The 25,777-nt window shown below is 42.9% G+C and carries 27 protein-coding genes and 1 tRNA gene; 21 read left to right on the top strand and 7 right to left on the bottom strand.

Annotated elements, in window-relative coordinates; translation table 11 throughout:
• The first annotated feature begins 2 nt into the window (after positions 1 to 2).
• The 15 genes from cydB (at position 3) to R2S67_RS17845 (ending at position 11,696) form a co-directional block, all read left to right on the top strand.
• Positions 3 to 1,139, top strand: a complete 1,137-nt coding sequence (gene cydB, locus R2S67_RS17915; RefSeq protein ID WP_006742909.1) for a cytochrome d ubiquinol oxidase subunit II — start codon at positions 3 to 5, stop codon at positions 1,137 to 1,139.
• A gap of 12 nt (positions 1,140 to 1,151) precedes the next feature.
• Positions 1,152 to 1,259 carry a cytochrome bd-I oxidase subunit CydX gene (cydX, locus tag R2S67_RS17910; protein WP_000270284.1) on the top strand — a complete coding sequence of 36 codons (108 nt, stop codon included), beginning with the start codon at positions 1,152 to 1,154 and terminating at the stop codon, positions 1,257 to 1,259.
• Positions 1,252 to 1,554, top strand: coding sequence for a cyd operon protein YbgE (ybgE, locus tag R2S67_RS17905; RefSeq protein ID WP_046874743.1), 303 nt, complete (start codon positions 1,252 to 1,254; stop codon positions 1,552 to 1,554). Before cydX ends, ybgE begins: the two co-directional genes overlap by 8 nt.
• Positions 1,555 to 1,726: 172 nt before the next feature.
• Positions 1,727 to 2,146, top strand: coding sequence for a tol-pal system-associated acyl-CoA thioesterase (gene ybgC, locus R2S67_RS17900; protein ID WP_012841975.1), 420 nt, complete (start codon positions 1,727 to 1,729; stop codon positions 2,144 to 2,146).
• Positions 2,136 to 2,834 (top strand): protein TolQ, encoded by a 699-nt coding sequence (tolQ, locus tag R2S67_RS17895; protein ID WP_005378301.1) that lies wholly within the window; start codon positions 2,136 to 2,138, stop codon positions 2,832 to 2,834. The genes ybgC and tolQ overlap by 11 nt, the downstream gene beginning before the upstream one ends.
• A 3-nt stretch (positions 2,835 to 2,837) precedes the next feature.
• Positions 2,838 to 3,281 carry an ExbD/TolR family protein gene (locus tag R2S67_RS17890; RefSeq protein WP_005378298.1) on the top strand — a complete coding sequence of 148 codons (444 nt, stop codon included), beginning with the start codon at positions 2,838 to 2,840 and terminating at the stop codon, positions 3,279 to 3,281.
• Positions 3,282 to 3,294: 13 nt separating this feature from the next.
• The gene (tolA, locus tag R2S67_RS17885; RefSeq protein ID WP_053807177.1) at positions 3,295 to 4,362 is read left to right on the top strand and encodes a cell envelope integrity protein TolA; all 1,068 of its coding nucleotides are present in this window, start codon (positions 3,295 to 3,297) and stop codon (positions 4,360 to 4,362) included.
• 12 nt (positions 4,363 to 4,374) lie between these two features.
• The gene (gene tolB / locus R2S67_RS17880; RefSeq protein WP_005390758.1) at positions 4,375 to 5,727 is read left to right on the top strand and encodes a Tol-Pal system beta propeller repeat protein TolB; all 1,353 of its coding nucleotides are present in this window, start codon (positions 4,375 to 4,377) and stop codon (positions 5,725 to 5,727) included.
• 30 nt (positions 5,728 to 5,757) lie between these two features.
• Positions 5,758 to 6,282 (top strand): peptidoglycan-associated lipoprotein Pal, encoded by a 525-nt coding sequence (gene pal, locus R2S67_RS17875; RefSeq protein ID WP_005378293.1) that lies wholly within the window; start codon positions 5,758 to 5,760, stop codon positions 6,280 to 6,282.
• A gap of 15 nt (positions 6,283 to 6,297) precedes the next feature.
• Positions 6,298 to 7,050 carry a tol-pal system protein YbgF gene (gene ybgF, locus R2S67_RS17870; RefSeq protein ID WP_047008561.1) on the top strand — a complete coding sequence of 251 codons (753 nt, stop codon included), beginning with the start codon at positions 6,298 to 6,300 and terminating at the stop codon, positions 7,048 to 7,050.
• 253 nt (positions 7,051 to 7,303) lie between these two features.
• Entirely contained in the window at positions 7,304 to 8,365 is a 1,062-nt protein-coding gene (nadA, locus tag R2S67_RS17865; RefSeq protein WP_005390762.1) for a quinolinate synthase NadA, read from the top strand.
• A 118-nt stretch (positions 8,366 to 8,483) separates the two neighbouring features.
• Positions 8,484 to 9,527, top strand: a complete 1,044-nt coding sequence (locus tag R2S67_RS17860) for a potassium channel protein (RefSeq protein ID WP_317346097.1) — start codon at positions 8,484 to 8,486, stop codon at positions 9,525 to 9,527.
• Positions 9,527 to 9,943 carry a DUF350 domain-containing protein gene (locus R2S67_RS17855; RefSeq protein ID WP_005390766.1) on the top strand — a complete coding sequence of 139 codons (417 nt, stop codon included), beginning with the start codon at positions 9,527 to 9,529 and terminating at the stop codon, positions 9,941 to 9,943. Before R2S67_RS17860 ends, R2S67_RS17855 begins: the two co-directional genes overlap by 1 nt.
• A gap of 8 nt (positions 9,944 to 9,951) precedes the next feature.
• Positions 9,952 to 10,521 carry a DUF1190 domain-containing protein gene (locus R2S67_RS17850; RefSeq protein WP_104971479.1) on the top strand — a complete coding sequence of 190 codons (570 nt, stop codon included), beginning with the start codon at positions 9,952 to 9,954 and terminating at the stop codon, positions 10,519 to 10,521.
• A gap of 8 nt (positions 10,522 to 10,529) precedes the next feature.
• Positions 10,530 to 11,696: a glutathionylspermidine synthase family protein gene (locus R2S67_RS17845; RefSeq protein WP_317346095.1), complete on the top strand. Its 1,167-nt coding sequence runs from the start codon at positions 10,530 to 10,532 to the stop codon at positions 11,694 to 11,696.
• Between the two features lie 73 nt (positions 11,697 to 11,769).
• Here the strand turns inward: R2S67_RS17845 and R2S67_RS17840 are convergent, their stop codons facing one another.
• Positions 11,770 to 12,381: a YecA family protein gene (locus tag R2S67_RS17840; RefSeq protein WP_317346094.1), complete on the bottom strand. Its 612-nt coding sequence runs from the start codon at positions 12,379 to 12,381 to the stop codon at positions 11,770 to 11,772.
• A 53-nt stretch (positions 12,382 to 12,434) separates the two neighbouring features.
• On the opposite strand from R2S67_RS17840, the gene R2S67_RS17835 reads away from it, so the two are divergent.
• The 4 genes from R2S67_RS17835 to R2S67_RS17820 all read left to right on the top strand — a co-directional run bounded on the left by R2S67_RS17835 (position 12,435) and on the right by R2S67_RS17820 (position 17,851).
• Complete coding sequence (locus tag R2S67_RS17835) at positions 12,435 to 14,855, top strand: ATP-binding protein (RefSeq protein ID WP_317346093.1); 2,421 nt, start codon at positions 12,435 to 12,437, stop codon at positions 14,853 to 14,855.
• A 518-nt stretch (positions 14,856 to 15,373) separates the two neighbouring features.
• Complete coding sequence (locus R2S67_RS17830; protein WP_005390779.1) at positions 15,374 to 15,823, top strand: L-alanine exporter AlaE; 450 nt, start codon at positions 15,374 to 15,376, stop codon at positions 15,821 to 15,823.
• Between the two features lie 143 nt (positions 15,824 to 15,966).
• Positions 15,967 to 16,054: transfer RNA gene (locus R2S67_RS17825), tRNA-Ser, on the top strand.
• A gap of 93 nt (positions 16,055 to 16,147) precedes the next feature.
• Positions 16,148 to 17,851: a site-specific integrase gene (locus R2S67_RS17820; protein WP_317346091.1), complete on the top strand. Its 1,704-nt coding sequence runs from the start codon at positions 16,148 to 16,150 to the stop codon at positions 17,849 to 17,851.
• Between the two features lie 127 nt (positions 17,852 to 17,978).
• On the opposite strand, the gene R2S67_RS17815 is transcribed toward R2S67_RS17820, so the two are convergent.
• Complete coding sequence (locus R2S67_RS17815; protein WP_258501134.1) at positions 17,979 to 18,917, bottom strand: hypothetical protein; 939 nt, start codon at positions 18,915 to 18,917, stop codon at positions 17,979 to 17,981.
• Between the two features lie 191 nt (positions 18,918 to 19,108).
• Positions 19,109 to 19,663, bottom strand: coding sequence for a recombinase family protein (locus R2S67_RS17810; protein ID WP_140184647.1), 555 nt, complete (start codon positions 19,661 to 19,663; stop codon positions 19,109 to 19,111).
• A gap of 277 nt (positions 19,664 to 19,940) precedes the next feature.
• Here R2S67_RS17810 and R2S67_RS17805 point away from each other — a divergent pair, with 277 nt between their 5' ends.
• Positions 19,941 to 21,419: a hypothetical protein gene (locus R2S67_RS17805; protein WP_317346088.1), complete on the top strand. Its 1,479-nt coding sequence runs from the start codon at positions 19,941 to 19,943 to the stop codon at positions 21,417 to 21,419.
• Positions 21,420 to 22,032: 613 nt separating this feature from the next.
• Here the strand turns inward: R2S67_RS17805 and R2S67_RS17800 are convergent.
• The 4 genes from R2S67_RS17800 to R2S67_RS17785 form a co-directional block, all read right to left on the bottom strand.
• A complete protein-coding gene (locus R2S67_RS17800; protein ID WP_317346086.1) occupies positions 22,033 to 22,251 on the bottom strand; it encodes a hypothetical protein in 219 nt (72 codons plus the stop codon).
• A 42-nt stretch (positions 22,252 to 22,293) separates the two neighbouring features.
• Positions 22,294 to 23,559 (bottom strand): tyrosine-type recombinase/integrase, encoded by a 1,266-nt coding sequence (locus R2S67_RS17795; protein ID WP_317346084.1) that lies wholly within the window; start codon positions 23,557 to 23,559, stop codon positions 22,294 to 22,296.
• 244 nt (positions 23,560 to 23,803) lie between these two features.
• Entirely contained in the window at positions 23,804 to 23,932 is a 129-nt protein-coding gene (locus R2S67_RS17790; protein WP_317346083.1) for a hypothetical protein, read from the bottom strand.
• A 566-nt stretch (positions 23,933 to 24,498) separates the two neighbouring features.
• Entirely contained in the window at positions 24,499 to 25,377 is an 879-nt protein-coding gene (locus tag R2S67_RS17785; protein ID WP_317346081.1) for a 6-carboxytetrahydropterin synthase, read from the bottom strand.
• Positions 25,378 to 25,545: 168 nt separating this feature from the next.
• Between R2S67_RS17785 and R2S67_RS17780 the strand changes: the two genes are divergently transcribed.
• Positions 25,546 to 25,777, top strand: a 232-nt coding sequence (locus R2S67_RS17780) for a hypothetical protein (RefSeq protein ID WP_317346079.1), incomplete at its 3' end; no start/stop codon positions are given.

Genomic DNA, 25,777 nt, shown 5'->3' with positions numbered 1-25,777 from the left:
AGATGTTTGATTACGAAATCTTGCGACTCATCTGGTGGGTGCTAATCGGTGTTCTACTAGTTGGTTTTGCAGTAACAGACGGTTTCGATATGGGTGTAGGCGCGCTTGTACCTATTATCGGTAAAAACGACACACAACGTCGCGTCATGATTAACTCAATTGCCCCTCACTGGGATGGTAACCAAGTTTGGCTTATCACTGCTGGTGGTGCACTGTTCGCAGCTTGGCCTTTGGTTTACGCAACGTCATTTTCAGGCTTCTACTTAGCGATGATTTTGACACTGGCAGCGCTATGGCTTCGTCCTCTGGGCCTAGACTACCGCTCTAAAATTGAAGATCCAAAATGGCGCAATACCTGGGATATCTGTATCTCAATCAGTGGTTTTGTTCCACCAATCATCTTTGGTGTAGCGTTTGGCAACCTACTACAGGGTGTACCATTCCAATTGAGTGAGTTCTTGATGCCAACATACCATGGCTCATTCTTTGGTCTTCTAAACCCATTTGCACTGTTGTGTGGCCTAGTTAGCTTGTTCATGATTTTGATGCAAGGTTCGACTTGGCTACAAATGAAAACAACGGGCGAAGTGCATGTGCGTGCTCGCAACGTTGCTCAGTTGGCAGGTTTACTGACGGTTGCAGCGTTTGTAGCGGCTGGTTTCTGGATCCAAAATATTGATGGTTACGTCATTGTTGGCGGTATCGACACTAATGCAGCTTCTAACCCTCTAAACAAAGAGGTAATCCGTGAAGCTGGTGCGTGGATGAAGAATTTTGAAAACTACCCACTACTATGGGCTGCTCCTGTACTAGGTGTTGCAATGCCGCTTCTTGCCGTATTGGCATCTCGTCTTGAAAAGTGTGCGATTTCGTTCATTACTTCAAGTCTGGGTGTTGCTGGCGTTATCTTTACTGCAGGTTTTGCGATGTTCCCATTCATCATGCCTTCAGACTTAATGCCAAGCCACAGCTTAACAATGTGGGATGCAACGTCATCTGAACTGACTCTGAACCTAATGACAGGCGTTGCGTTTGTTATGGTACCAATCATCCTTGGTTACACGTCTTGGACTTACTACAAGATGTTTGGTCGCCTTGATGATCAGTACATTGAAGACAACAAAAACTCACTTTACTAAGGAGCATTTACTATGTGGTATTTCGCATGGATTCTAGGTGTACTACTTGCTTGTGCATTCGGTATCATCAACGCTCTTTGGTTAGAGCACTCAGAAATGATGGACAAAGACAGTGAGTAATCTCGCTGATAAGGTAGCGCAACTTCACGCTCCGATGGATAAGACTCTGTTAAGAGTCTTATCTCTCATCCTTGGCTTTATGCATGTAGGATTGGTGATGTGGGATCCTGAAGCTTACCATCAAGCAATTGGTGGTTTTAACTCAATCATCGCACCAGCACTGATTTGGTCTGTATGCTCAAGCATGGTTTACGGTGTGGGCTTCAAACCGAGAAACTGGTACTGGCAAGTTTTGTTTAGTCCCTACTTTTCGTTAGCTATCTTAATTTATTTAACGGCACTTTATTTCTTTTAGGCTGAAATACGCTGTAATAAAGTCGGTTACTAAATCATCGAATAAAAGCTAGGTATTTCGCCTAGCTTTTATTTTTTCTACAAATTTCAAAAATATTCCCTTAGCTCGGTACCAATTGCTGTCGCTTCAGTTATAGTAATTACTTTAAAGAATTGAATATATTGGGACTCCCTTGCAAGGCACATCAAATCTCTTTCGCTGGCCGATCACCGTGTACTATGAAGACACCGATGCGGGCGGCGTTGTATATCATTCTAATTATCTAAAATTCTTTGAGCGCGCGCGGACAGAAATGTTACGTGCTAAAGGCATTTCTCAACATGTGTTACTGGAACAAAATATCGGCTTTGTTGTCCGACACATGGATATTGATTTCAACCAAGGGGCAAGGCTGGACGAGCATTTGACAGTATTAACCCGAGTGTCAGAAATAAAACGTGCTTCCCTGCAATTCTGTCAAGAGTTGGTCAATGATCAAGGCAAGATATTGTGCAAGGCCTCTGTTAAGGTAGCATGTATCGATAATAAGAAAATGAAACCAATAGCTATTCCAACCTTTATAAATTCGGAGCTAACAAATAGTGACTGCTGATATTTCCATTTTAGATCTCTTTCTTCAGGCCAGTCTGTTGGTAAAGCTTGTGATGCTGACGTTGCTTGGCATGTCAATTGTGTCATGGGCAATGATCATCAAGCGCAGCAAAGTGCTTTCTCAAGCGTCAAAGAATGCAGAGCAGTTTGAAGACAAATTCTGGTCGGGTACTGATCTTTCTCAGCTTTACCAAAAAGTAAAAGCGCGTAAAGACGAAATTGAAGGCACAGAAGAAATTTTTTACGCAGGTTTCACGGAGTTTGCTCGTCTACGTAAGAGCAACGCAAACTCACCAGCGTACATCATGGAAGGCACTGGCCGCGCAATGCGCGTTGCTGTCTCTCGTGAAGTTGATGAACTAGAAACAAGCTTACCGTTCTTAGCGACAGTCGGTTCTATCAGTCCTTACATCGGCCTATTTGGTACCGTTTGGGGCATCATGCACGCTTTTATTGCGTTGGGTGAAGTAAAACAAGCTACGCTGTCTATGGTTGCACCGGGTATCGCCGAGGCATTGATCGCGACAGCGATGGGTCTATTTGCGGCTATCCCGGCTGTAATGGCCTACAACCGCCTAAGCAATAAAGTGAGCAAACTAGAGCACACTTACGCAACATTTTCTGAAGAATTCCACAGCATCCTTCATCGTCAAGCGATGGCTGGCCGAGACAGCGCGGATAAGGAATAAAGCATGGCGGGTTATCAACCTAAAAAGCGAAAAATGACAGCGGAGATCAACGTTGTTCCGTATATCGACGTAATGCTCGTACTGTTGATCATTTTTATGGCGACCGCTCCATTTGTGACTCAAGGCGTCGATGTTGATCTTCCGAAAACATCGACCGCTGAATCTATGCAAGACCTTGCTGGCGAAACTGACAGTAGTTTTATCATCATCGAAATTGATAGCGAGGGTAATTTAGGCCTAAGCGTAAACGATGAAGAAGTTCAGCGAGGTTTGTCGTTGCAAGATGTTATTGTGCGAGTGAAAGCGGAGCGAGAGGTTAAGCCAGATTCACCAGTTGCGGTAGGTGGCGACGCGGCAACACCATATGCCGATGTTGTCCTATTACTGGATGAACTAAGTCGAGCTGGTATCCCTAAGGTAGGTCTAATGACCGATATCAGGGAATAGACATCAATTATCTATGAAAGATCACAAGAAGAAACCCAACCAATACGCCAAACCGATAGCAATATCGGTTGGTTTGCATGCAATTCTCGTTGCAGCCCTGCTTTGGGGGACGGACTTCAACATGTCTAAACCAGAGCCTACAGGGCAAATGGTTCAAGCTGTTGTCATCGATCCAAAACTTGTGCAGCAACAAGCGAAAGAAATTCGCCAGCAACGTGAAAAGGCAGCAAAAAAAGAACAAGAGCGTCTTGATAAATTGAGACGCGAAGCAGAGCAGCTAGAAAAAAACCGTAAAGCTGAAGAAGAGCAAATTCGCAAGTTGAAAGAACAGCAAGCGAAAGATGCTCAAGCGGCACGAGAAGCAGAAGCTGCACGTAAGAAAAAAGAACAAGAGCGCAAGCAGGAAGAAGAACGTGTTCGCAAAGAAAAAGAGCGAGCTGCTAAGCTAGAGAAAGAGCGTAAGGCAAAAGAAGAAGCTGTGCGTAAAGCTGAGCAGGAGCGTTTAGCGAAAGAAGCGGCTATAGCAAAAGCTGAGCAAGAACGTCTAGCTCGTGAAAAGGCGGCAAAAGAAGCGGAAGAAAAAGCACGTCGTGAGCGTGAAGCCGCTGAAAAAGCTGAACAAGAGCGCATCGCAAAAGAGAAAGCGGCAAAAGAGGCGGCAGAGCGAGAGCGCAAAGCGAGAGAAGCGGCGGAACGTGCAGAGCGCGAGCGTAAAGCGCAAGAAGCCGCGCTAGATGATATTTTTGCAGGCCTTGAGGATGAGGTTAGTAAAAATAGTGCTGCTCGAAATCAATTTATTGACGACGAACTTTCTCGAATGTCATCCATCTATACTCAAAATATTCAGCAAAAGTTGATTAAGGATGACTACTTGCTGGGAAAGGAGTGTAGGGTAAACATCAAATTGATTCCGACAGGAACTGATATGATGGTCTCTGGTGTTACCGTTTTGAGTGGCGATACTCGAGTATGTGCAGCGGCGAAGCGAGCGATAGCTCAGGTAGGGACGTTCCCTAAATCTTCAGAAGCTGCGGTAAACGAAAGACTAAAAGACATCAACATAACTGTTGCTTTGGACTAAAAGGAATAAGACGTGATTAGACGCCTTTTACTAGGAATGTTTGTACTGTTTAGCAGTATGACAAATGTGGCGAATGCCGCATTAGAGTTGGTCATTACCGATGGTATTGATTCAGCACGACCAATTGCTGTTGTTCCGTTTAAGTGGGAGGGCACTCAAGCGCTTCCAACGGATATTTCTGCTGTTATTGCCTCGGATTTGCAACGCAGTGGTAAGTTCAGCCCCGTTCCAACGAGCAAGATGCCACAAACTCCGTTCAGTGAATCAGAAGTCAATTTTGATGCCTGGACTAATTTAGGTGTAGATGCTCTGCTGACTGGCTCAATCAAACAAAATGCTCAAGGTGATTACGTTATCAACTACCAACTTGTTGATATTGTGCGTGGCCAGCTAACGGGCGGGAAAAGTAAAGCGCTTGGTAGCGATGGCGAATTAGTACTGTCAAAAGATCATGTGCTGTTCAATAAGGTCGCGACCGTTCAAGGCCCTCGCATGCGTGAGTACGCTCACCGCATCTCTGATTTGGTGTATGAGCAGTTAACGGGTGACCGTGGTGCCTTCATGACCCGTATTGCATACGTGGTGGTGAATGATAAAGACCGTTTTCCTTACCAACTTCGTGTGGCTGATTACGATGGTTACAATGAGCGCTTGGTTTTACGTTCTAAGCAACCATTAATGTCACCAGCATGGTCGCCAGATGGTAAAAAGCTTGCGTATGTTAGCTTCCAAAATGGTCAAGCAGAAATCTTCATCATGAACATCTACACCGGTGAGCGTGAGAAGATCACTTCATACCCTCGTCATAATGGTGCGCCAAGATTTTCGCCTGATGGCAATAAGTTAGCGATTGTTCTCTCTAAGACAGGCTCGCTTCATGTTTATACGTTCGATCTTAACACTCGTAAGCTGACGCAAATTACGCGTGGCAGATCAAATAATACGGAACCGTTCTGGCATCCGGATGGAAAATCGTTGATTTTCACATCGGATAGGGGTGGTAAACCACAGATTTATCAAGTAAATTTGGGCAGCGGTTCTATTGACCGTTTGACTTGGCAAGGCAGCCAAAATTTGGGTGGCCAGATTACTCCTGATGGGCGATTCCTAGTAATGGTGAACCGCAGCAACGCAGGATTTAACTTGGCGAAACAAGATTTGGAAACTGGTGCTCTTCAAGTCTTAACTAAGACCTTGCTTGATGAGTCTCCTAGTATTGCCCCAAACGGTGGCATGGTTGTGTATAGCTCGATTTACAACAAGAAAAACGTACTATCGATGGTGTCAATTGATGGTCGATTCAAAGCTAGATTACCGGCAACAAATGGGCGTGTTAGAGCGCCTGCATGGTCACCGTTTTTGTAGTAATAAGTTTGATTAATAAAGGAAAATAAGATGCAACTGAACAAGGTTCTAAAAGGGCTACTAATCGCGCTTCCTGTAATGGCTGTTACAGCGTGTAGTTCAAGCGACGACGCTGCTTCTAACACTGGTGCAGCAACAAACAACAATGGCGCAGTTGAAACAACAGTAGCTACGCCAATTGATCAAAGCGGTCAGCTAACAGAGCAAGAGCTAAAAGAGCAAGCGCTACGCGAAACTCAAACAATCTACTTTGCTTTTGATAACTCAACAATTGCAGCAGATTACGAAGAGATGCTTGCAGCTCACGCTTCTTACCTAAGCAAGAACCCAGCACTTAACGTAACTATCGAAGGTCACGCTGATGAGCGCGGTACACCTGAGTACAACATTGCTCTAGGTGAGCGTCGTGCACAAGCAGTAGCGAACTACCTGCAAGCACTAGGTGTTCAAGCTGATCAAATCTCAATCGTTAGCTACGGTGAAGAGAAACCACTTCTTCTAGGTCAATCAGATGAAGTATACGCTAAGAACCGTCGCGCGGTTCTAGTATACTAATTCGAGGTAATCCTCATGTTCAGTAACACTAAGCGCGCTGTTGCGCTTACGTTACTGGCAAGTGCAGCGAACTTTGCGTTCGCTGCACCAGCTCCAGTATCCGATCTCAACAGCACATCATCCGTCTCTAAGAGCCGTTCATCTGAAACGGAAGTAGAGCGTCTAGAGCGCTTGCTACAAAACCGCAATCGCGTTCAGCTCCAAATGCAACAGCAAATTGACCAAATGTCACAAGAGATCAGTGAATTACGTGGTCAATTAGAGCGAAATAGCTACGAAATGAAGCAAATGTTGCAACGTCAACGAGAGTTGTTTGTCGAGCTAGATCGTGTGCGTGGAGAAATCAAATCCGCGCCTGCGCAAGATGCGAAACCGGCTAAAACAGGTGGTCAGTACACACCAAATGTTGATGAGCAAACGGCATACCAAAATGCAGTCGACCTCATTCTCAAGAAGCGTGACTACACTGGCGCAATTGCAGCGTTCCAGCAGTTCCAGAAAGATTATCCTGACTCCACATACTCAGCGAATTCTCACTATTGGCTAGGCCAATTGTACTTCGCTAAGAAGCAGGACAAAGATGCTGTAAAGAGCTTTGCTGCGGTGGTGTCTTATAAAGACTCCAATAAGCGAGCCGATGCTTTGCTCAAGTTAGGTGAAATCGCTGAGCGTAATAACAATGCAGCTCAAGCGAAAAAGTACTACCAACAAGTGGTTGATGAATACCCAGGTAGTGCATCTGCAAAACTTGCCAGCTCTAAGCTGTAAGACGTTATGTTTTAAAAAGGAAGCTTCGGCTTCCTTTTTCTTTTCCGTTTCTTTATCGGTGGTGATCGAATAAATCGAGAGGAATGGCATCGAGCCTTTTATCCCCATCTTGCAACGGATCTTTTCAATCAGAAATGCTACCTGTAACAAAGATATACGGCTAGATAGCTAGAAATCCCCGCGACAAGTTGGTTTTTGAAAATTAACGAGGTTACAATACTCGGATTAAAGGAAGTTGCGTAGAGCAAGAGCAATGAGCCATATATTAGATAAAATCGACACTGTTTACCCATTCCCACCGAAACCAGTTCCATTAAGCGAAGAAGAAAAAGCATCTTACATTGAGCGCATTAAAAAGCTGCTAAAAGAAAAGGATGCGGTACTTATCGCGCACTACTATACCGATCCTGAGATTCAAGCCCTAGCGGAAGAAACGGGTGGTTTTGTTGGTGACTCGTTGGAAATGGCGAAGTTTGGTAATCGTCATCCTGCAAGCACACTGATCATTGGCGGTGTTCGCTTTATGGGCGAGTCGGCCAAAATCCTAACACCAGAAAAGCGAATTCTAATGCCAACGTTGGAAGCGGAATGTTCGCTCGATCTTGGCTGTCCAGCGGATAAGTTCAGTGAGTTCTGTGATGCTCACCCTGATCACACGGTTGTGGTTTATGCAAATACGTCTGCCGCAGTTAAAGCTCGTGCCGATTGGGTCGTTACATCAAGTATTGCGCTTGAAATCGTGGAACACTTAGACGCTGAAGACAAGCCAATCATCTGGGGACCAGACCGTCACCTAGGGTCGTACATCGCTAATAAAACTGGCGCAGACATGCTGCTATGGCAAGGTGAGTGTGTGGTTCATGATGAGTTCTCTGCTGATGCGCTACGCAAAATGAAGAGCGTGTATCCAGATGCGGCTATTTTGGTTCATCCTGAGTCACCAGCAAGCGTGGTTGAACTTGCCGATGCCGTTGGCTCAACGAGTCAGCTGATCAAAGCAGCGAAAGCGCTTCCTCACAAACAAATGATCGTTGCGACAGACAAAGGCATTTTCTTTAAAATGCAGCAACTTGTGCCAGAGAAAGAACTTATCGAAGCTCCAACCGCAGGTGCTGGCGCAACATGCCGTAGCTGCGCACACTGCCCTTGGATGGCAATGAACGGTTTGAAAGCGATAGAGAAAGCGCTTAGTGAAGGCGGTGAAGAACACGAGATCTTTGTTGATGAAGAATTGCGTGTTAAATCGCTCATTCCGTTAAATCGTATGTTGGACTTTGCTGAGCAGCTAAATATGCAAGTGAAAGGTAATGCTTAAAAAGTAGGCGTAACTGAAAGTAAATCTCAAAAACCAGCCGAATATGGCTGGTTTTTTTGTGTCTTACTATCAATGAGTTACTATTGATGTAATCAATGAATATCGAGGTCATAAATTTATGGCGGTGTGGTTAATAGTTAAAAAGTGGCTTAGTTCACACCTTTTTAAATTGAGCAACCGAAGTCTTCTCATCTTTAGTGGCTTATATGTGAGCCTTTCATGGGGACTGCTCGTTCTCGCTGGTGAAACCGCATTAACAGACAGCTTCTCTAACTTTATCTATTACCTTATGGTTACGGCGAGTACGGTGGGTTATGGCGATCATTCTCCAGTGACAGATTTGGGTAAATGGGTTGTTGTACTGTTTGTGATCCCAGGCGGCTTGAGCCTATTCGCTGCATTATTGGGACGTGTCGCTGGAGCAGCGATGGATTACTGGCGAGCGGGTATTTTAGGAAAACGGAGAGTAAGAGTGGAAAACCATATTGTATTGTTGGGTTGGAATGGATCGAGAACGATGCACCTTATTCGCATGTTACAACATGAAGAAGAGGGGAAGCGTCCGATTGTTTTATGCAGCCGTTCAGAAATAGAAAACCCGTTGCCAGGCGAGATCAGTTTTATCAAAGTGACCAGCTACACGGATTCGCAAGAGATGAAAAACGCCAATATTGCTGAAGCAGCTTGCGTTATTGTTGATAACCTCTCGGACGATATCACGCTGTCAGCCGCGCTGCACTGTGCTTCTGTGAATCCTTCCGCACATTTGGTCGCTTACTTTAAAGATGAGGCGTTAGGCCGTCTTTTAAGTCAACACTGTCCTAAAGCGGAATGCATACCTGCTGTTGGCGCAGAAATGTTGGCAAAAGCGGCGGTAGATCCAGGCTCAAGTGCACTTCACCAAGAGCTATTAGCTTCAACACGAGGCATGACTCAATACTCGGTTATTTATCCTGAAAGGCTGCCAGTAACTACTGTTGAGAGTCTCTTTGTTTTTCTCAAAAGACGTCATCATGCCACGCTAATTGCTTTTGACATTGGCCATGGTATCCAACTCAACCCAGATTTAGATGCAGAAGTACCACCGAGTACCAAGCTGTTTTACATTGCAGATGAACGTATTGAAGATTTTGCATGGAAAGAAATGAACAAGGAACAATAATGCACATGATTGCTGACCTGTTAGCAGGTTTTCCCAACTTTTTACTCTATTTTTCTGTTTCTATTATTTTCGTTTTGGCGTTTAAGTTCATCTACGTCAAGCTTACGCCTTACGATGAATGGCACCTGATCAAAGAAAAGCAAAATACAGCGGCAGCGATTGCACTAAGTGGCGCATTTCTTGGTTATTGTATTGCGATTTCGGGGGCGGCAAAAAACTCAGTCAACATTGTCGATTTTATGGTATGGGGCGTTGTTGCAATGCTGGCGCAGATCATTGCATTTGCGATTGTACGTTTTGTTTTACTTCCAAAAGTGACTGAGCGTATCGAAAAAGATGAGCTGCCCGCCGGTATTGTATTAGCCGCTGTTTCTATATCGGTCGGCGTATTAAATGCCGCTTGTATGACGTACTAGGAGGAACGATGAAGCGGAGTTCTAACGTTAAACGTTCTTCCATGGACAAAAGTTTAAAGCTTGGGAAAATTATTCCCTTTGCTGCTTTTGGCGGTATTTTCTTCTTGGCGACACAAGAATCGAAAACCGAAGGCTACATTTTTTCTGACGCTGATGAATGCAAATCAAACTCGCCAGAGTTCAGTGAGCAGTGCGATATTGCTTATCAAGAAGCTTTGGCTCGCGCCGAACGAAATGCCCCTCGCTACAACAATGAGTTCGAATGTGAAAATGATTTTTACGAAGACGATTGTTACTACAGTTCCAGTTCCCGAGCTTATGTGCCTCACTTTGGGGGCTTCTTTTACAGTCGCGCACTGAGCGGTTTGAAAGGTTACAACAAGAGCTATTACTCTGAACCAATGTATCGCTATAAATCCAAATTCTATAATGGTGCCGGACAATTTTTTGGTTCCTATCGTAATCAGCCGACGAAGGTTGCGACCAGTAACCTAAATAAACGTGGTGGCGGAACTATTGGTAGAGCAATGTCTCGAGGCGGGTTTGGTAAAGCGGTATCGGTCAGCCGAGGCGGTTAATAAGCACTATGTTTCGACGAGAAATACAAGAACGAGAAAACTGGCGTGATTTAGCACGCCAGTTTGGTTTTGGCTTCCATTCCATGTATGACCAACCGTATTGGGATGAGAGTGCTTACTATCAATTCACGCTTGAGCAAATAGAGAACGATATTGAAGCGCCCACTGAAGAGCTGCATCAGATGTGTCTGGCTATTGTGGATGAAGTAGTTCGGAGTGAGAGGTTGCTGACGCAATGTGCGATCCCTGAATTTATGTGGGAGCAGGTTGCTTCTTCGTGGCACCGAAATGAACCCTCACTCTATTCGCGTCTGGATTTTGCATACAACGGAACTTCGCCAGCTAAGTTACTGGAGAACAATGCGGATACGCCGACCAGCCTGTTTGAAACGGGTTTTTGGCAGTGGGTGTGGTTAGAGGATGTTGTAAATAAAGGTCTAATTCACCAGAGCGCGGATCAATTCAACATTCTTCAAGACTTTTTGATTGAGCGTTTTTCCGAGATAGCCAAATATCAACCCGGGCAAACCCTTCACTTTAGCTGCTGCAAATACACTGAAGAAGATAAAGGGACTGTCCAGTATTTAGAAGATTGCGCGCGCGAAGCTGGGTTAGTGACGGCGTTTGTTTATGTCGAAGATATTGGTGCGACGGAAGATGGTCAGTTCGTGGATGCAGATGACAGAGCGATTCGTTGGATGTTCAAGCTTTATCCGTGGGAGTTTATGTTTGAAGAGGAATATGCGAAATACTTAGCGACCGCGAAAGTGAATTGGTTAGAACCCATGTGGAAGTCGATTCTATCCAACAAAGCACTTTTACCGTTATTGTGGGAGCGCTTTCCGAATCATCCTAATCTTTTACCTGCCTATTTTGCTAACGATTCAAAAGCGAACGGTTTGAAAGACTATGTAATCAAACCACTATTCTCTCGAGAAGGCGCAAATATTGAGATCGTCAAAGGTGGGAAACGCATACTCAAAACGGCAGGGCCTTATGAATCTAAATTCAATATCGTCCAGCAGTATCGTCCGTTACCCAAGTTTGGGCAAAGCCATACGTTAATTGGCAGTTGGCTAGTCAACGATAGAGCCGCTGGGATTTCGATTCGGGAAGACACTAGCTTAGTCACGCAAGATATGGCGCGATATATTCCACATGTGATTTTAACATGATCAAAAAAGCTCTCCATCCAGAGAGCTTTTGTCTATTCAGCGGTTCAATCTTGATGGTCGACAGCGTTGTGTCTTATTGTTCTTCAGCTAATGCAACACCGCGCTGAATAAGACCACATAGCATCACTGGCATGGCATTGAAGATCTCTTCAAACTGTTCTAAGCCTTCCATGCCTTGTTCTGCCAACGTTTCAATGGTCGTTTCTGGATCGTAAAGCATCGTAAGAGAAAGCAAAACACCGCCGAGCAGAGCATTATCTTCGCTGTCCTCTGGCATTAGCGTTTCCCAGTCATCACGAGCAAGTTGCCAACCTTGTAATACACCTTCACAGAAATCACGGGTCTGGCTTGTTACAATATCTTGTTCATCTAACGCGCATCCTTCAGGCCACTGCCAAGATCCTTCTAGAAGAGCAGGACGAGTTTGGTTCCATATTTGTACAATCTCATCAATGTATTGCTCTAATTGCTCACCGTCAGTAAATGGCGCTGTTTCTTCACCACCCCACAAGAATGGCAACCACTCTTGAGGCATTAATACGTTTGGCGCAGCAGCCATCGCTGTTACAAAGCCTTGAGTTTTTGCTAGGTTTAGTAGTTTACCGTCAAGTTCTGGGAGAGAAAGGATGTCTTGTAGTTTCAAAATAGAATACCATTTGTTAATGGGCTGGTTGATTGCGCTCATCTTACCAATCAATTTGTGATAAATCGATATTAGGGAATGATTCACAGACATCTATGGAAATTCGCTCATCACTTAGAAAAAAAAGCATTCTCGCCCTGACACTGTACCTGTGCTTCTTTATCGCAACGATTGGTTCTGTTGCTTATTTGGTTGTCGAGCCTCCGGTTAGGCAAAAGCTGGAGCAAAACCTAGAGTTACGCACCCAACTGCTTGCTCTAGAGATTAAAGAGCCTCTCCTTAGCTCTACCGGTGTATTGAGCAGCCTTGCAGGACTCGCCCAGGGGACTGAAAATATTCAATCTCTCAACACAACAATTCCGCATATTCTCCAATTGAGTGATGAGATGCACGTCAGTGGTGGCGTATGGCCTAAACCAGAACTCAAAGCTGAACAATGGCGATATAAAAGCCTATTCTTCAATAAAAACAGTGATGGCGGTATTGACCAAATTCACTCCTACAATAATCCTGAATCTGGCGGTTATGACAATGAACCATGGTATAAGGCAGCAGCTGAAGCGCCAGTTGGTTCTGTGAGTTGGTCTACGGTTTATATCGACACTTTTACTCAGGTTCAGATGATTACTGCGTCTTCCCCATATTATCAAAACGGTCAATTCGCTGGCGTTGTAACGGTAGACTTATCACTTGATGCACTTTTTCAGTTTATTCGAGAGCACACGAACCTGCATTCTTTAGGTGTGGTGGTTCGCGATGCTGAATCGAACGTGATTATTGAGCACAACTTCCAACTAACAGACGAAATTTATGTCAGTGAGCTTGATTTCGGAGAGTTCGATTGGCGGATGGAAGTTGTCAACGCGAAAGCTAAAGTAGCCGATCAAGTGTTTGAACAAGTCATGAGTGTTGAGGGGAGGATCATTCCATTCTTACTCTTGTGTGTACTGGTCGGGTATTACTTGCTGAATCGTTACATTGTCGAACCGATTGTCCGTATTGCGGCTAAGATTGATGACTCGAAAACTGGCGGGATCATAGACATTGATTACGATAGCGAAGATGAAATTGGACAGCTCATCGAGAAGTTCAATGAAAAAACCATCTATCTAGAGCAAGAGAGAATAAAAGCCCAGGCTTCGACGAACGCTAAAACGGCATTTTTAGCCACATTATCCCATGAGATTCGTACGCCAATGAACGGTGTATTAGGAACCGCTCAGATATTGTTAAAAACGCCACTCACCGATGATCAACGTAAGCACCTGAGAACACTTTATGACTCAGGTGATCATATGATGACGTTACTTAATGAGATTTTAGATTACTCAAAAATTGAGCAAGGACATGTTGAATTCGAAAATACGCCTTTCCCAATTGAGTCGATCATCGGCAGCATAAAAAGTGTTTATCAAACACTATGTGCAGAAAAAGGCCTTCGCTTTAGAGTAGTGTCTCATTTGCCAACAGGGCGCTGGTACAACAATGACAAAGCCCGTCTGCGCCAAGTATTGTTTAACCTACTAAACAACGCTGTCAAGTTCACCGACCGAGGCATCGTAGAGGTAGAGCTGACCGAGAAATCGAGCAAGGCAGGTACCAAGCTTATTCTCGCGGTGAAAGATACGGGTATCGGTATTTCTCAAGAAGCGCAAAAACGCATTTTCCGTCCTTTTGAACAAGCGGAGTCCTCGACGACTAGGCGGTTTGGTGGTACAGGGCTTGGTTTAGCGATAGTAAAAGAAATTGCCGAGCATATGGGAGGGCATGTGATTGTGCAGAGTCAAGAGAATGTCGGGACAACCTTTACCGTCGAGATCGCGCTTACGCCTTGTGAGCCTGGGAAAGTGGAAGCAGTCAATGCACATAAGCTGAATTGCAAAGGTTTGAAAGCGCTCATTGTCGAAGACAACCGAACAAATGCAATCATTATGGAAACTTTCCTAAGAGCCAAAGGCTTTGAGTGCACAAGTGTTGAAAATGGTCAGCTTGCCGTCGATGAGGTGGCCGTTCAGTCATTTGATTTGATATTAATGGACAATCATATGCCTGTTCTTGATGGTGTTGGGGCGATATCAGCCATTCGAGCGATGAGTTCGCCTGTAAAGTCGGTACTGATCTTTGGCTGCACAGCGGATGTATTCAAAGAAACACAAGAGCGCATGATAAATGTAGGAGCCGACCACATAATTGCGAAACCAATTGTGGAGTCTGAATTAAATGATGCGTTATATCTCCATGCAGCACGGCTATACCAATACCAGTCGGACTTTGGTGATAATACAACGGATATCCTTGATGCGGAAAAGTGGCTACTAAACTTCTATGTTGCTCTAGATAATGGTCATCTCAACGAAGCGCTAGAGGCTATTTCAGCGATTATTGCTCAAGTCACCCCTGATGCTAATAAAGACGTTTCTTTAGTTGCCGAGCGAATAAGGCGTAACTTAAAGCGTCAGCAGTCTCCAAACCAAGATGATATCGACACATTAACGCTCTTGCTCGCATCATCATAGCTTAATCCATATAGCGCGATTCAACGCAATCATGAATTGTCTTTACTCTTCATACCTAACCTTAGCTGAATCGTCTGTTTTTTCCTTACTTTCAATGAGCTTAGCGCTGCTGTTGGATTCTGTCATAAGAGAAACGGTGCGGCTCTCAGTTGCGCTCACATCGGGAATACTCTGAATTTTTACAACTCAGTAGCATAAGTTATTAGAATGATCATTTATTCCCCGAACTTTATCCTAACCCTCCATCCAAACAATCACTTATCCCACTTTTTGTGTAAGTTAAATCCGTATTTTTCTACCATTTTTACGTCATTTTAGGCGTTTTTAGTTGTTGGTGGTGAAAAAAACTACTTTCATTTAAAAAAATGGTTATAAATTTACAACTTGATTTCAAATACAGTGCCATACGCTGCTTTTTATGTGATTTAATTGCCTTATTAACTGGTCATGTATTTGTTTGATGGTTGATAGTTTTATTTTGTTTATTGTTGGTGGTATTTAATTTTAGGGGTTGGTTAATGAAGTCTCGCGGACCATTTTGTATTCGTCACGCCGCAGCGGATACCTTTGCTATGGTTGTTTTTTGCTTTATCACAGGGATGATTGTCGAGATTTTGATTTCAGGGATGACGTTTGAGCAATCTTTAGCATCACGTACACTATCTATTCCAGTGAATATTGCTATTGCTTGGCCGTATGGCGTTTTTCGTGATTGGGTACTACGTCAGGGTAACAAGGTATCGCCGTCTTCATTTATGAAAAACGTATCTGATCTGGTCGCTTATGTGCTTTTTCAGTCTCCAGTTTATGCAGGAATTTTATTCGCAGTTGGTGCGTCTACAGACCAAATAGTGACCGCGGTGACAAGTAACGCCATTATTTCTTGCGGTATGGGTGTGTTGTATGGGTACTTCTTGGACATGTGCCGCCGTTGGTTCCGTGTTCCCGGTTATTCTCAAAGCATCTAAATGACCCAGTTTTGCTCAATTTAGTTACTTAGTGAGCAATCGAGTGGAAAAGGGCGCTTTTTTTTATGTTTAGCCTTGACCATCAGGCACATAATCATTAAATTAGCGCCTCGTTAGCCAATGATGCTAACAAAAATTGATTCGGTGAGTTGTCCGAGTGGCTGAAGGAGCACGCCTGGAAAGTGTGTATACGGCAACGTATCGAGAGTTCGAATCTCTCACTCACCGCCACATTCTATAAGCCCTTGTAGTGTAAGAACTTCTTATAATACAGGGGTTTGGTGTTTTAATGTAAGCTGCCTACTGGTACAAAGAGTAGGTACAATGTCGAACATCATGGCAAGTCCTTATAAGCATCCTCAAACTGGTGTTTACTACTTTAGAATGGCTGTCCCAAAAAAGCTGGTTCCTATAATCGGTAAGACAGTCTTCAAGAAATCTCTTCAAACGAAAAACCTTTCTGAAGCAAAGCAGCGATTTCCTCAGCATCTTGATGATGCGCTCAAGCAAATCGACTTCGCTAATTTAAAGCTATCTAATTCATCTGATATTGAGCTTAATGTCCGTGATTGCGCGATCATTGCCGAGCGTTGGTATCTGCGTGTTAAAGATGAGGTTGATGGTAATGGTAACTATGATTGCTATCTTCGATATGAATGGTATGGCGTTGAGGGCGATAAGCGTCTCCACGTATTCGGCTTGTCTGACACATTTGAGTTTAGTGGTCTAGATGCGTCAAAAGCTACTGAAGAGGAATACCAAGAGCTTTTGGAAGGTTTTAAAGACTTCATTGAGGAGCAGCTAAAAATAGAAGGTTTAGTTGTATGTGAGACAAGCGCTTCATATAGACGTTTGGTCTGTGCCTTTTATGATTACGCCCGTCGAGTTGAGTCTCTCTGCTTGGCTCGTCACAAGCGAGACTTTGGGTATGAGCCAGTGACCAGTTCAATCGCTAGTGAGCCCATTTCAGTGTCTAAGCCTGATAAGATACCGTCTAGGGTTTTGAAAACATCTCAGAACTCCATTTCGAGCCTATTGAAGCGTTACCTTGAGTCTGCATCTATTAATGGCAAAGCTTCTCAATCCTTGGCAGAGGTTGAGTCTCAGATAGAGCGTCTTATAGAGATAATAGGGGATCTAGACGTTGCTGATGTAACCAGAGGTCATATCTCAAAATACAAAGATACCCTGTTACAATTACCTAAGTCTAAAGCTAAAGAAATTAGAAACAAATCAGTACCTGAGCAGCTTGAGCTTGTTAAGACAAAGGGGCTCGAAACAATAGCTCCTTCAACCGTTAAGACTATTCTCAGAAAGACTTCTCCTGTATTTGGCTATGCTGTTGAGCTTGGTCTGATAGACGTCAACCCATACAAAGGTGTAACACTTCCTAAAGTGCAGAATAAGTCAGCGGTTGCCGAAGCTAAAGGCTTTAGCCCTAGTGAGATCAACCAGTTATTTCAGTTTGATATATTCACTGACGCTACTGCTAATAAGCCTTATGGCATGGCTTGTTATTGGGTACCACTTCTATGCAGGTATACGGGCTCTCGGATTGAAGAAATGGTTCAACTTAGAAGGTCAGATATACAACAGTCAGACGAAGGTATTCATTTTATTTATGTTCGTGAGGGTGAAGAGCAGAACGTAAAAAACGTTAAGTCAGTTCGACAAGTACCGATTCATGATCATCTCATTGATTTGGGCTTTTTGGATTATGTGGCGTCCTGTGGAGAGTTTTTATTCCCTGAGCACAAGCCAAACAAACACGGTAAAAGGTCTGGTGCTATTGGTAAGTGGTGGAGTAAACAAGTCAAGACGTTAGGTATAACCAAGCAGCCATCACACTCGTTTAGACACTCTTTGAGAACAGCTTTGCGTGGCCTAGGAGTGGTTGATTCTGTTAGTGATGCTATCACTGGTCACGCTCCGGCTAATATCGGAGCAGCATACGGTACGGTTGATATGAAGGCTAAGAAGAAAGCAATAGACTGTTTGCCTAGGTTGGCTGTCCAACGTCTTTGGTAGCTTTTAGTTAGTGTCTTTACACTGTTGTGTACACCTAAAGTCTCCCCACTGTACACACGTGTACACTTTGGTTTGAATTAGCCCGTAGGCCTTGTGGGATAAGGCTTACGAGCTCACAATGTCATTTCTATAACTCGTAGTTTTCTGTTACGTTAGGGGCTTTATTTCCACTATTTTTATCTTGAATACTTCCTTCGATAGTCCCAGCTTTTTCCAGCCACTTACTCCGTTGAGATATCGAGATACCTAGTTGAGAGCCCCTAGTGAACTTCCTTAAGCCTTCCCTGAAGATATCCTCTCCAAAGAACTCAACGAGGCGGCTGATGCTCTTTGAGACGTCTTTAATTTGCTTTTGCTCCCACTGCTCATCATCTTTGTCAGGCACATACTCCTTACCCTTAAAAGCATCTGAGAGTCGTCTAATCTTCGGGAAACCCTTAGAGTCCCAACAGCTTTGGGGTAGGTAATAACGTGACTCCAAGCCAAACTTGAGGCTTTCAACAAAGCTCTCTAAGTCGTTCATCTCGATGTCATTCCCTAATGCTTCTTTGCAAGCTTTTAAGCCGTTAGCGATGTGTCCAGCTTGACCACGGCTACACCCAACAAGCTCCTCTATTTGAGAGACGCTTAGGCCAAACTCTCGGTTAACAATTAGCTTGCGAAACTTAGCTTGCGTTGCTTCATCTTTAGTAACTCCAACCCCATGTGCTTGGTTGACATCTTGGGCTGCTGAGAATGCCTCAGCGTAGGTACGGTTTTCTATGATCAACGAGTTAATCATTAATTCAGCATCAGGGTTTTCTTCAAGGTACTTCAAACAAGCTCCAGTGCGGTGGAAACCATCCACTACGTAATACTTGTCATCAATCACAAAAACAGTGATAGGTTGCCTTATAGGCTGTCCATTACGAAGGTCTTCAAGAATCTCCTTACTTTGGCTCTCTTGCTTAATCTCTTGCGCTGAACGTTCTCGTTTGTCTTTTATGAGTTCAACGTCACGGGCTTGCATCGCGGGATCGAGTATGAGAGTTCGAGGGTCTAAATACGCAAATCTGCTATCTGCCATGAATTGATTCATAGTGTGTTATGTACCTGTAGGTCTATGATTAATTATTAATGTTTCTCTTTTTGGTTTGACTGGAACCCTAGGAGGGGGGAGGGTTCGGGGTAATACATATCGAATACGATTGCGGCGTACCGTTACGCACACACAAAACGGGATTTATAAAACTTCATTTTTTTGGTAATTACGGTGTACTAAGTCTTTGCTAAGGCTCTTTGGACTGTGGATAAGGAGACTCCTATTTCGGAGGCAATCTTTCTCAAGGAAAAACCTTGTGAACGTAGCTCAGCGATACGCTGGTGGTTAGTTGTGTTAGTTGGTCTACCCTTATATTTCCCTGCTGCTTTAGCTTTCTCAATGCCTTCCTGACGTCTTTCCTGAATCATTGCTAACTCGAATTGAGCTACAGCTCCTAGCATGTTCAGCATAAGCTCAGACATATGATCACTTCCACCAGCATTAAAGCTTAGGTTTTCCTTGTGGAATCTCACGCTAACACCTTGGCTAGTCCAGTCGTTTATTAGTTGCTTCAAATCAACCAAATTACGAGCTAGGCGGTCGATGCTATGAACGTGGATTGTATCCCCTTCTCGAACGTAGTCTTTAAGAGCTTCTAATGCTGGTCGTTTAGTTGAGCCACCACTGCATTTATCTGTAAAGCTCTTATCAAAGGTGATAGCAGAATCTGTAAGTTGACGGTCTGTATTTTGGTCTGTGGTCGAAACACGTAGATAAGCTATGTGTGCCATTAGGTGTACCCGTTTAACTCTAAGATGTTAGAGATTTTATTGTGGTCACAATTCAAATTCAACCCTATTGGGTACTGTTTGATCAAGGTTTGACCGTAGTCGTTTGGGTATACCTAGAGGGTACATGTAAAAAATCTCTATTCAAATGAACTATTGATCACTAAGTAGTCAATAACTCATGTTGGGTAGCATTTCATCTAATGTGACTTGCTGTATATTAATTGCAGTGGTAATAAGTTCATATCGGTCACACTAAATCTAGTTGAAGATTCTTGTAATGAATAATAAAAGCACTCAAAGCGATAATATGGAACATTTTGATTTAGATGAGCTATTTGATGAGCTCTCAACTCAAGAAATGTCAAACTCACTGAAAGCATACAGTGATGCTCTCGATAATTTCTTTGAATATATTTCAGCAGGAAGCCGTACATCGCTAATGCGCGAGTACGAGAATTTTGATGTTACTTCTCTTGAGCCAGATGATAYGAAGTTTGTAAATGATGCTCTTCTTTTGGCTAATTATGATAAAAGCGCTTTACGTGGAGAGAACGTAGTGCTGTTCAGTGAACCAGTTATACTTTCTGAGTTTATCTGTGCGGCTACTCTATACAATAAAAATGAAGGTGTCTTAAGACTTATATCCTATATAGGCGAAGATAAGAAAGTCTTCACAAAGTGGACAACTAGTATTGCAGATAACAAGTCTGTGACGACCTATTCAGTTAAGGATACAGTTCTAGGGGTTATCCTTCCACAGCGTTGCAAATTTACCGCTGTAAAAATTGCTAAGTTTGGTTCTCTCTTCACCGATTATAAGAAACTTGAACGTGTTAGAGTTTTACTTGATAAAGTCCGTGAAATTCCCTTAATTCAAAGACAGGAGCTGCAAAACCGGTTCCAAGTTATTAACTCACAGATAAAGCTGAAAAATGATGAATTTAGTGCTTTAGAGAGTGAGATTGAAATCTTAGAGCATCAAAAGTCTCACATAGAAACTAACCTTTCTAGAAGTCAAAGTACTCTAGACGCAGTACAGAATGATTTAACTGAAGTTACTAAAGAATATGAAAACCTATTCCTTAAATTTGAGGAAGAGTCTAAGCGTCTACAAGCTGTGAAAGAAGAGCTAAAGTCCAACGCTGATTCGTGCAAGCAAGAAGAAGTTAAGCTGAAAAGTTTAAAAGAAGAAAGTGTTGAGCAAACTGCTTCTTTAAGGGGTATCAAAGAAGAGCTCGCTGATGCAAAAAGAGAGAAGAATCTTACAACATTTGACACTATAGGGCACTCCAAAGAGACTTGGAGACAGCTTAAAGGATATTACGTTCTTGCAATTTTACTGCTCTCAGGATTGGCTTTAATGGCTGAATATATCTACACAAATGGACAAAAAATTAGTTCATTGTTGCCTTATCTAGTTCACGTAAGTTCATGGGATATTCTACTCAGTAGACTGCCTTTAGTAGCAGCCACTACTCTGATTATTGGAGGGCTTACTGGCGCACTTTTCTATTTGATTAAGCATATCGTATTACTGAATACTGAAAAAATGGTAATGCTTAAAGCAGGTATTCTAGCGGAGCAAATTACGAACTCACTAGATTGTAAAAAAATGGGTGAGCAGGAAATTCTCGAGTTCAAGCGTGATACTAAAATCAAGCTAATCATGGAGGTCTTTAACAAAAATGAACCTGATGTAAAACAAAGTAATATGATTTTAGAGGTACTGAAGGCTGTTAATGCCAATAAAGGGTAAATCAGATATTGATTAGTATTGGTATATACACGGACGAAGGTACAAAAAACTGGTACAAATGGTTGCAGTCTTATATAGTTAACTTGTTGATTTTAATTGTTTTAAACTTGGTAGCTTGCAATCGAGAGTTCGAATCTCTCACTCACCGCCACATTCTAAAAGGTCTGATTTATCAGGCCTTTTTTCATATCTGAAGGTTCTACAAGGTAGCAATAACCCACACTGGAGCTAACACATGCTATCAAATCATCGTTTACCCTCACGCAAAGCATTGTACCTTTTTACTAGTAGAACAGGTGTCTATACCTTTCGATGGAGCATTAGGAATAATGGCACGCACCACCAGCCTACTCTGAGTTTAAAAACAAGAGATTACCTCACTGCTGTTAGGTTGGCTTCTGATTTAGCTAATCGACTTCTTCAGCTTTCTAGCCCTACCATTGACGAAGTTAAGTCAATTTATGACGACTTCAGGGGAGAAAAAAAGAAGGAAAGCCTACTGCTAGGCAACATTGATATTGAAGCAAGCCTCGTGGACTTGAGTGCTAAGAGTCAAACAGAATACCGCAATTGTTGGGTTAGTTTTATTCAGTGCCTTGCTCCGTCAATGACACTAGATAGCGTAAGGAGTGCTCACATTTTCAATATCCCCAAAATATTGATAGCCACGTTGATTAATCATACCAAGAAACCAAGCGTTCACTTCTTGCGTGTGATACACGGCTAACTTACCCATAAAGTCACTTTCAATTTTGTTTGGAAAGTTCGGCAGGTTTGAAACGGTGCCTTTGCTCACTGAGAGCTTTTTTGCAATTTGAAGTTTTGTGAACACGAATACTCCTATTTATCAGAAAAGTAAGGTGTGGTTTAAAAATCAAGGGTAATTAGGTGTGGCTATGCCTTGTGCTCGTAGCCCTTTTTCTACGGACTCAACACAGCTGTGTTTCTCGGTTACCTCGGAGTATTTTTCTCCCCATATGCACATAATTTTCTTCCGTTTGTTAATAAACCTAGTTCGGTTGTATGCAGCACGAACTTTATTGTTATCGGTATGAGATAGGATCATCTCAATGAGCATTGAATCTTCCAATTCAAGTTCTTCATGCAATTCTGTGCTAAAGATGGAGCGTATCCCGTGAGCGGTCATTTGGCCCTTTAACCCAAGTTTTCGGAATAAGTTACCCAGTGCGGAGGTACTGATAGGCTTGTCTTTAGCTTTTTGTGGTGAAGGGAAAATATACTCACTGTTGCCTGATATGAGTTTAGCTAGTTTGAGTACGTGAATTGCTTGTGGTGACAAAGGCAAAACATGTTCTAAGCCATTTTTAGAAAGCTCTTTCGGAATTGTTAATGTATATTCTTCAAAATCCACATTACTCCATGTGTTTTGGGTCGCCTCTTTAGCGCGAAGAGCGGTCAAAAACATGAAGTCGAATAGGAGCTTAACCTGAGCTGAACTTTTGGATGACACTACCATTCGAGATAGCTCAAGGACTTCACTTAGTTCAACACACGCATGCGGTTTTGGTCGATGTTTAACAAGGAAGTGATTGATATTGCTGAAATCAGGCGTCTTTAGACCATATTTTATATGGCCTAGGTTGTAAGCTCTTCGTAGTATATCAATGACTCTTCTGTGTTGAGATACATAGCCCTTATTATCCATACTAATTGCAAAATCATAGATGTGCGTCAGCGTCAGTGCATGAGCAGGAGTTGATCCCAAGGAAGACTTTGTAATGTACTTTTTTGCTCGTTGATATTCTTTATCATAATTACTTTGCTTCCATGTGCGTTTTTTTGTTTTTAGATACTCAAAAACTAAACCATTGACGGTAAGTTTACCTTTGCCACAGATTCTTTCTAATACGTGTTTCGGTTCTTCGCCTTTACCCCTCGATCTATGCAATTTGTCGCGCATGTTTCTGGCTTCTTTTAGTTTTAGAGAGGTTGTTTTTCCAAGCGTTAACAGGCTCTCTCTTCCATTCAAACCTTTTATTCTTAAGCGATATACCGACCTACCTGAACTATAGAAAACAACGACCAGACCACCCCCATCGTTTAGTCTCAGGCTCTCTTTATCAGCAGGGCATTTCGTATGTTCTATTTGTTTGACGCTTAGTTTGTTCTGTACAGGCATTGGAGTTCCTTCATTTTGGCTCTTTGGTGATAGATATACTGGTAGAAGGATAAGTGAGGTCTATTTAGGGATTTTCTTGCGTGATTGCTCGCGAAAATAGCAGTCTTACAGGGTTGCTGATTGTGGGGGGAATTTTTGACTGGTTCGTCTGGAGTCCTACACAACTTTGATTTGTATAGATAGAAGGTCGCGGTATGAGAGTTGTTGGGCTGATTTGTATATTTCTAATTCAGTTTGCTGGGGCTTAAGGCAGGAGCAATACAAAGAGCATAAACGCGATTACAAGAGCAATCATCCCCAATAGATCTGAATTAGGGTTGATATTCTCTGGGGTGAATTCTTCAATGCCTTGTATTTTGAGTTTCTTTTGCATGTTTGTTTCCTTAGTTGTTGGCGTTTGTATTCTTATTTTTAGACTGGTTGAGTCTCTTTTCGTTTAAGGAACTGAAGAAAAAAGTCTGCACTTACTCTTTTTATCAGTTTCTTGTGTTTTTTATGAGATGAAGGTCAAAGGCTCAATAAGCACTGCGACAATCCTCTTCTGTTTATGGCTTCAAGCCTAAACATAACATATAGGCAACGGCTCACAAGTCACTAAAAGACATAAAAAAGCGTAAGTTAGTTTGGATACTCATCCAATAGCGTAAATATGAATGCCCCGTGAAGGGGGTAATGTTAAAAGGTCGACGCCCGGTAAGGAGATCACACGAGCAGTGGGGCTGACTACATACCTAGGTGATGTTTAGGAAGCATGCTTAGGTAGGAGCTCTGGTGAGGGAGAGAATGTGGCGTTCTAAACATGGATGCGGTTAGACGCGACCACTATCCCTCCAAAATCCTGATTAACTCAGGAGGTTAGGATGCTGTAGTCATTCTTTAATTGTAAGATCTAGAACTCTTCCTTATGGAACACGCAGGGAGTAGATATGACCCAGGACGTTATCGAGTTGCAATAGCACCTTTACCAACACCTTCATAACCAATGACTTTTAAAGTATCTTCCGCTGTTAAGTCTTTTTTTACTTCATCAGCAATATAGTTAACAAGCAACTCGATAGTAGTATCTGATTCCAATATTTCGGTTTCATTTTTGGCAATAGCCAGTTCAAATTTGCCTTGTGGCGCCGTGTATTTAAATGCGTAGTGAGTGTGGTCGTTGATTTTTTTGTTACGAATGTTCAGTGAAAGCTCTGCGAGTGTTACTTGATCTTCTTTTGAACCAAGGTAAATATCTTGCCAGCGGGTTGCAAATCTTGCTTCACGTTGTGCATCGCGCATGCCATTAACTATCAATTCAATTGGTGAGCGGTGGCCGTGTGCAATACGCTGGCAGTTGCCGTCGTGTTTTTTCAACCCGTGAGAGTAATGGTAGAAAGCGCCATCTATACTTTCAGCTCTCAACGTTAATTCAAGATCATTCACATTCTGTGGTAGATGAGATTTAAGGATGGTGTAGAGGTGTTTGGTCACACTAAACATAGTGATTGTGTCTGCATCTACCAAGCAAAGCGCTTCATTTGGGCAGTGAACGTGAATTCCTTGGTCTCCTCGTATTAGGTCAACAGAGGAATAACCTTGTTTCGTGTTGGCGACGAATATTTTTTTGTTTTTAGTGGGCACTAGCAACTTATGATCAACATACTCGTCAACCAGTCGCTTGATTTGTTTCTTCACTTGGCCGAAATCCAGTACCATGCTCATCTCGTTTAGTTCACCAGAGAGGCTGATATCTAAAATCCAGCTCTCACCTACCATACCTCGTGTTTCGCATAGGTAAGAAGAGTCGATAACGGTGAGATCTCGAACAAAAAGGTTCACATCAAAATCCTATTAAATCTGAAATATTCAACATTATATCAAATTGTTTAGCATATGTAGTATGATTGCTCGTCAGTGATCACTATGGATAGGTGCCCACTTTAGGCTCGTTTGATGTTTATATTTTTCAATGAGATAATTACGTTTCCGTAAGGCAGAGGTATTGGAATGAAATCTAACAAACTGGTGACTTTGTGTTCGCGTCTTCTTGAGTTTGAATTAACTCCTTTTTTAATAGGAGTATCAAGCGGGCAGATTGCTCCTAAGGTCAACTCACTTAGGTGGGCAGAGTTAAAAAATAAAGCTCAAAACAACCAGTTGGATCCTCAAGACCTACGAGAGTTGGCCGCGCTGTGCAATTATGAGCGTCTTGAGCTTATATTTGAGTTGATCGATGAAA

It is taken from the genome of Vibrio sp. T13N (assembly GCF_032970445.1).
In the GTDB taxonomy this organism is placed as follows: domain Bacteria; phylum Pseudomonadota; class Gammaproteobacteria; order Enterobacterales; family Vibrionaceae; genus Vibrio; species Vibrio diabolicus.
The sequence above is the reverse complement of the archived record's forward strand: the minus strand, read 5'-3'. Positions and strand labels throughout refer to the sequence as shown.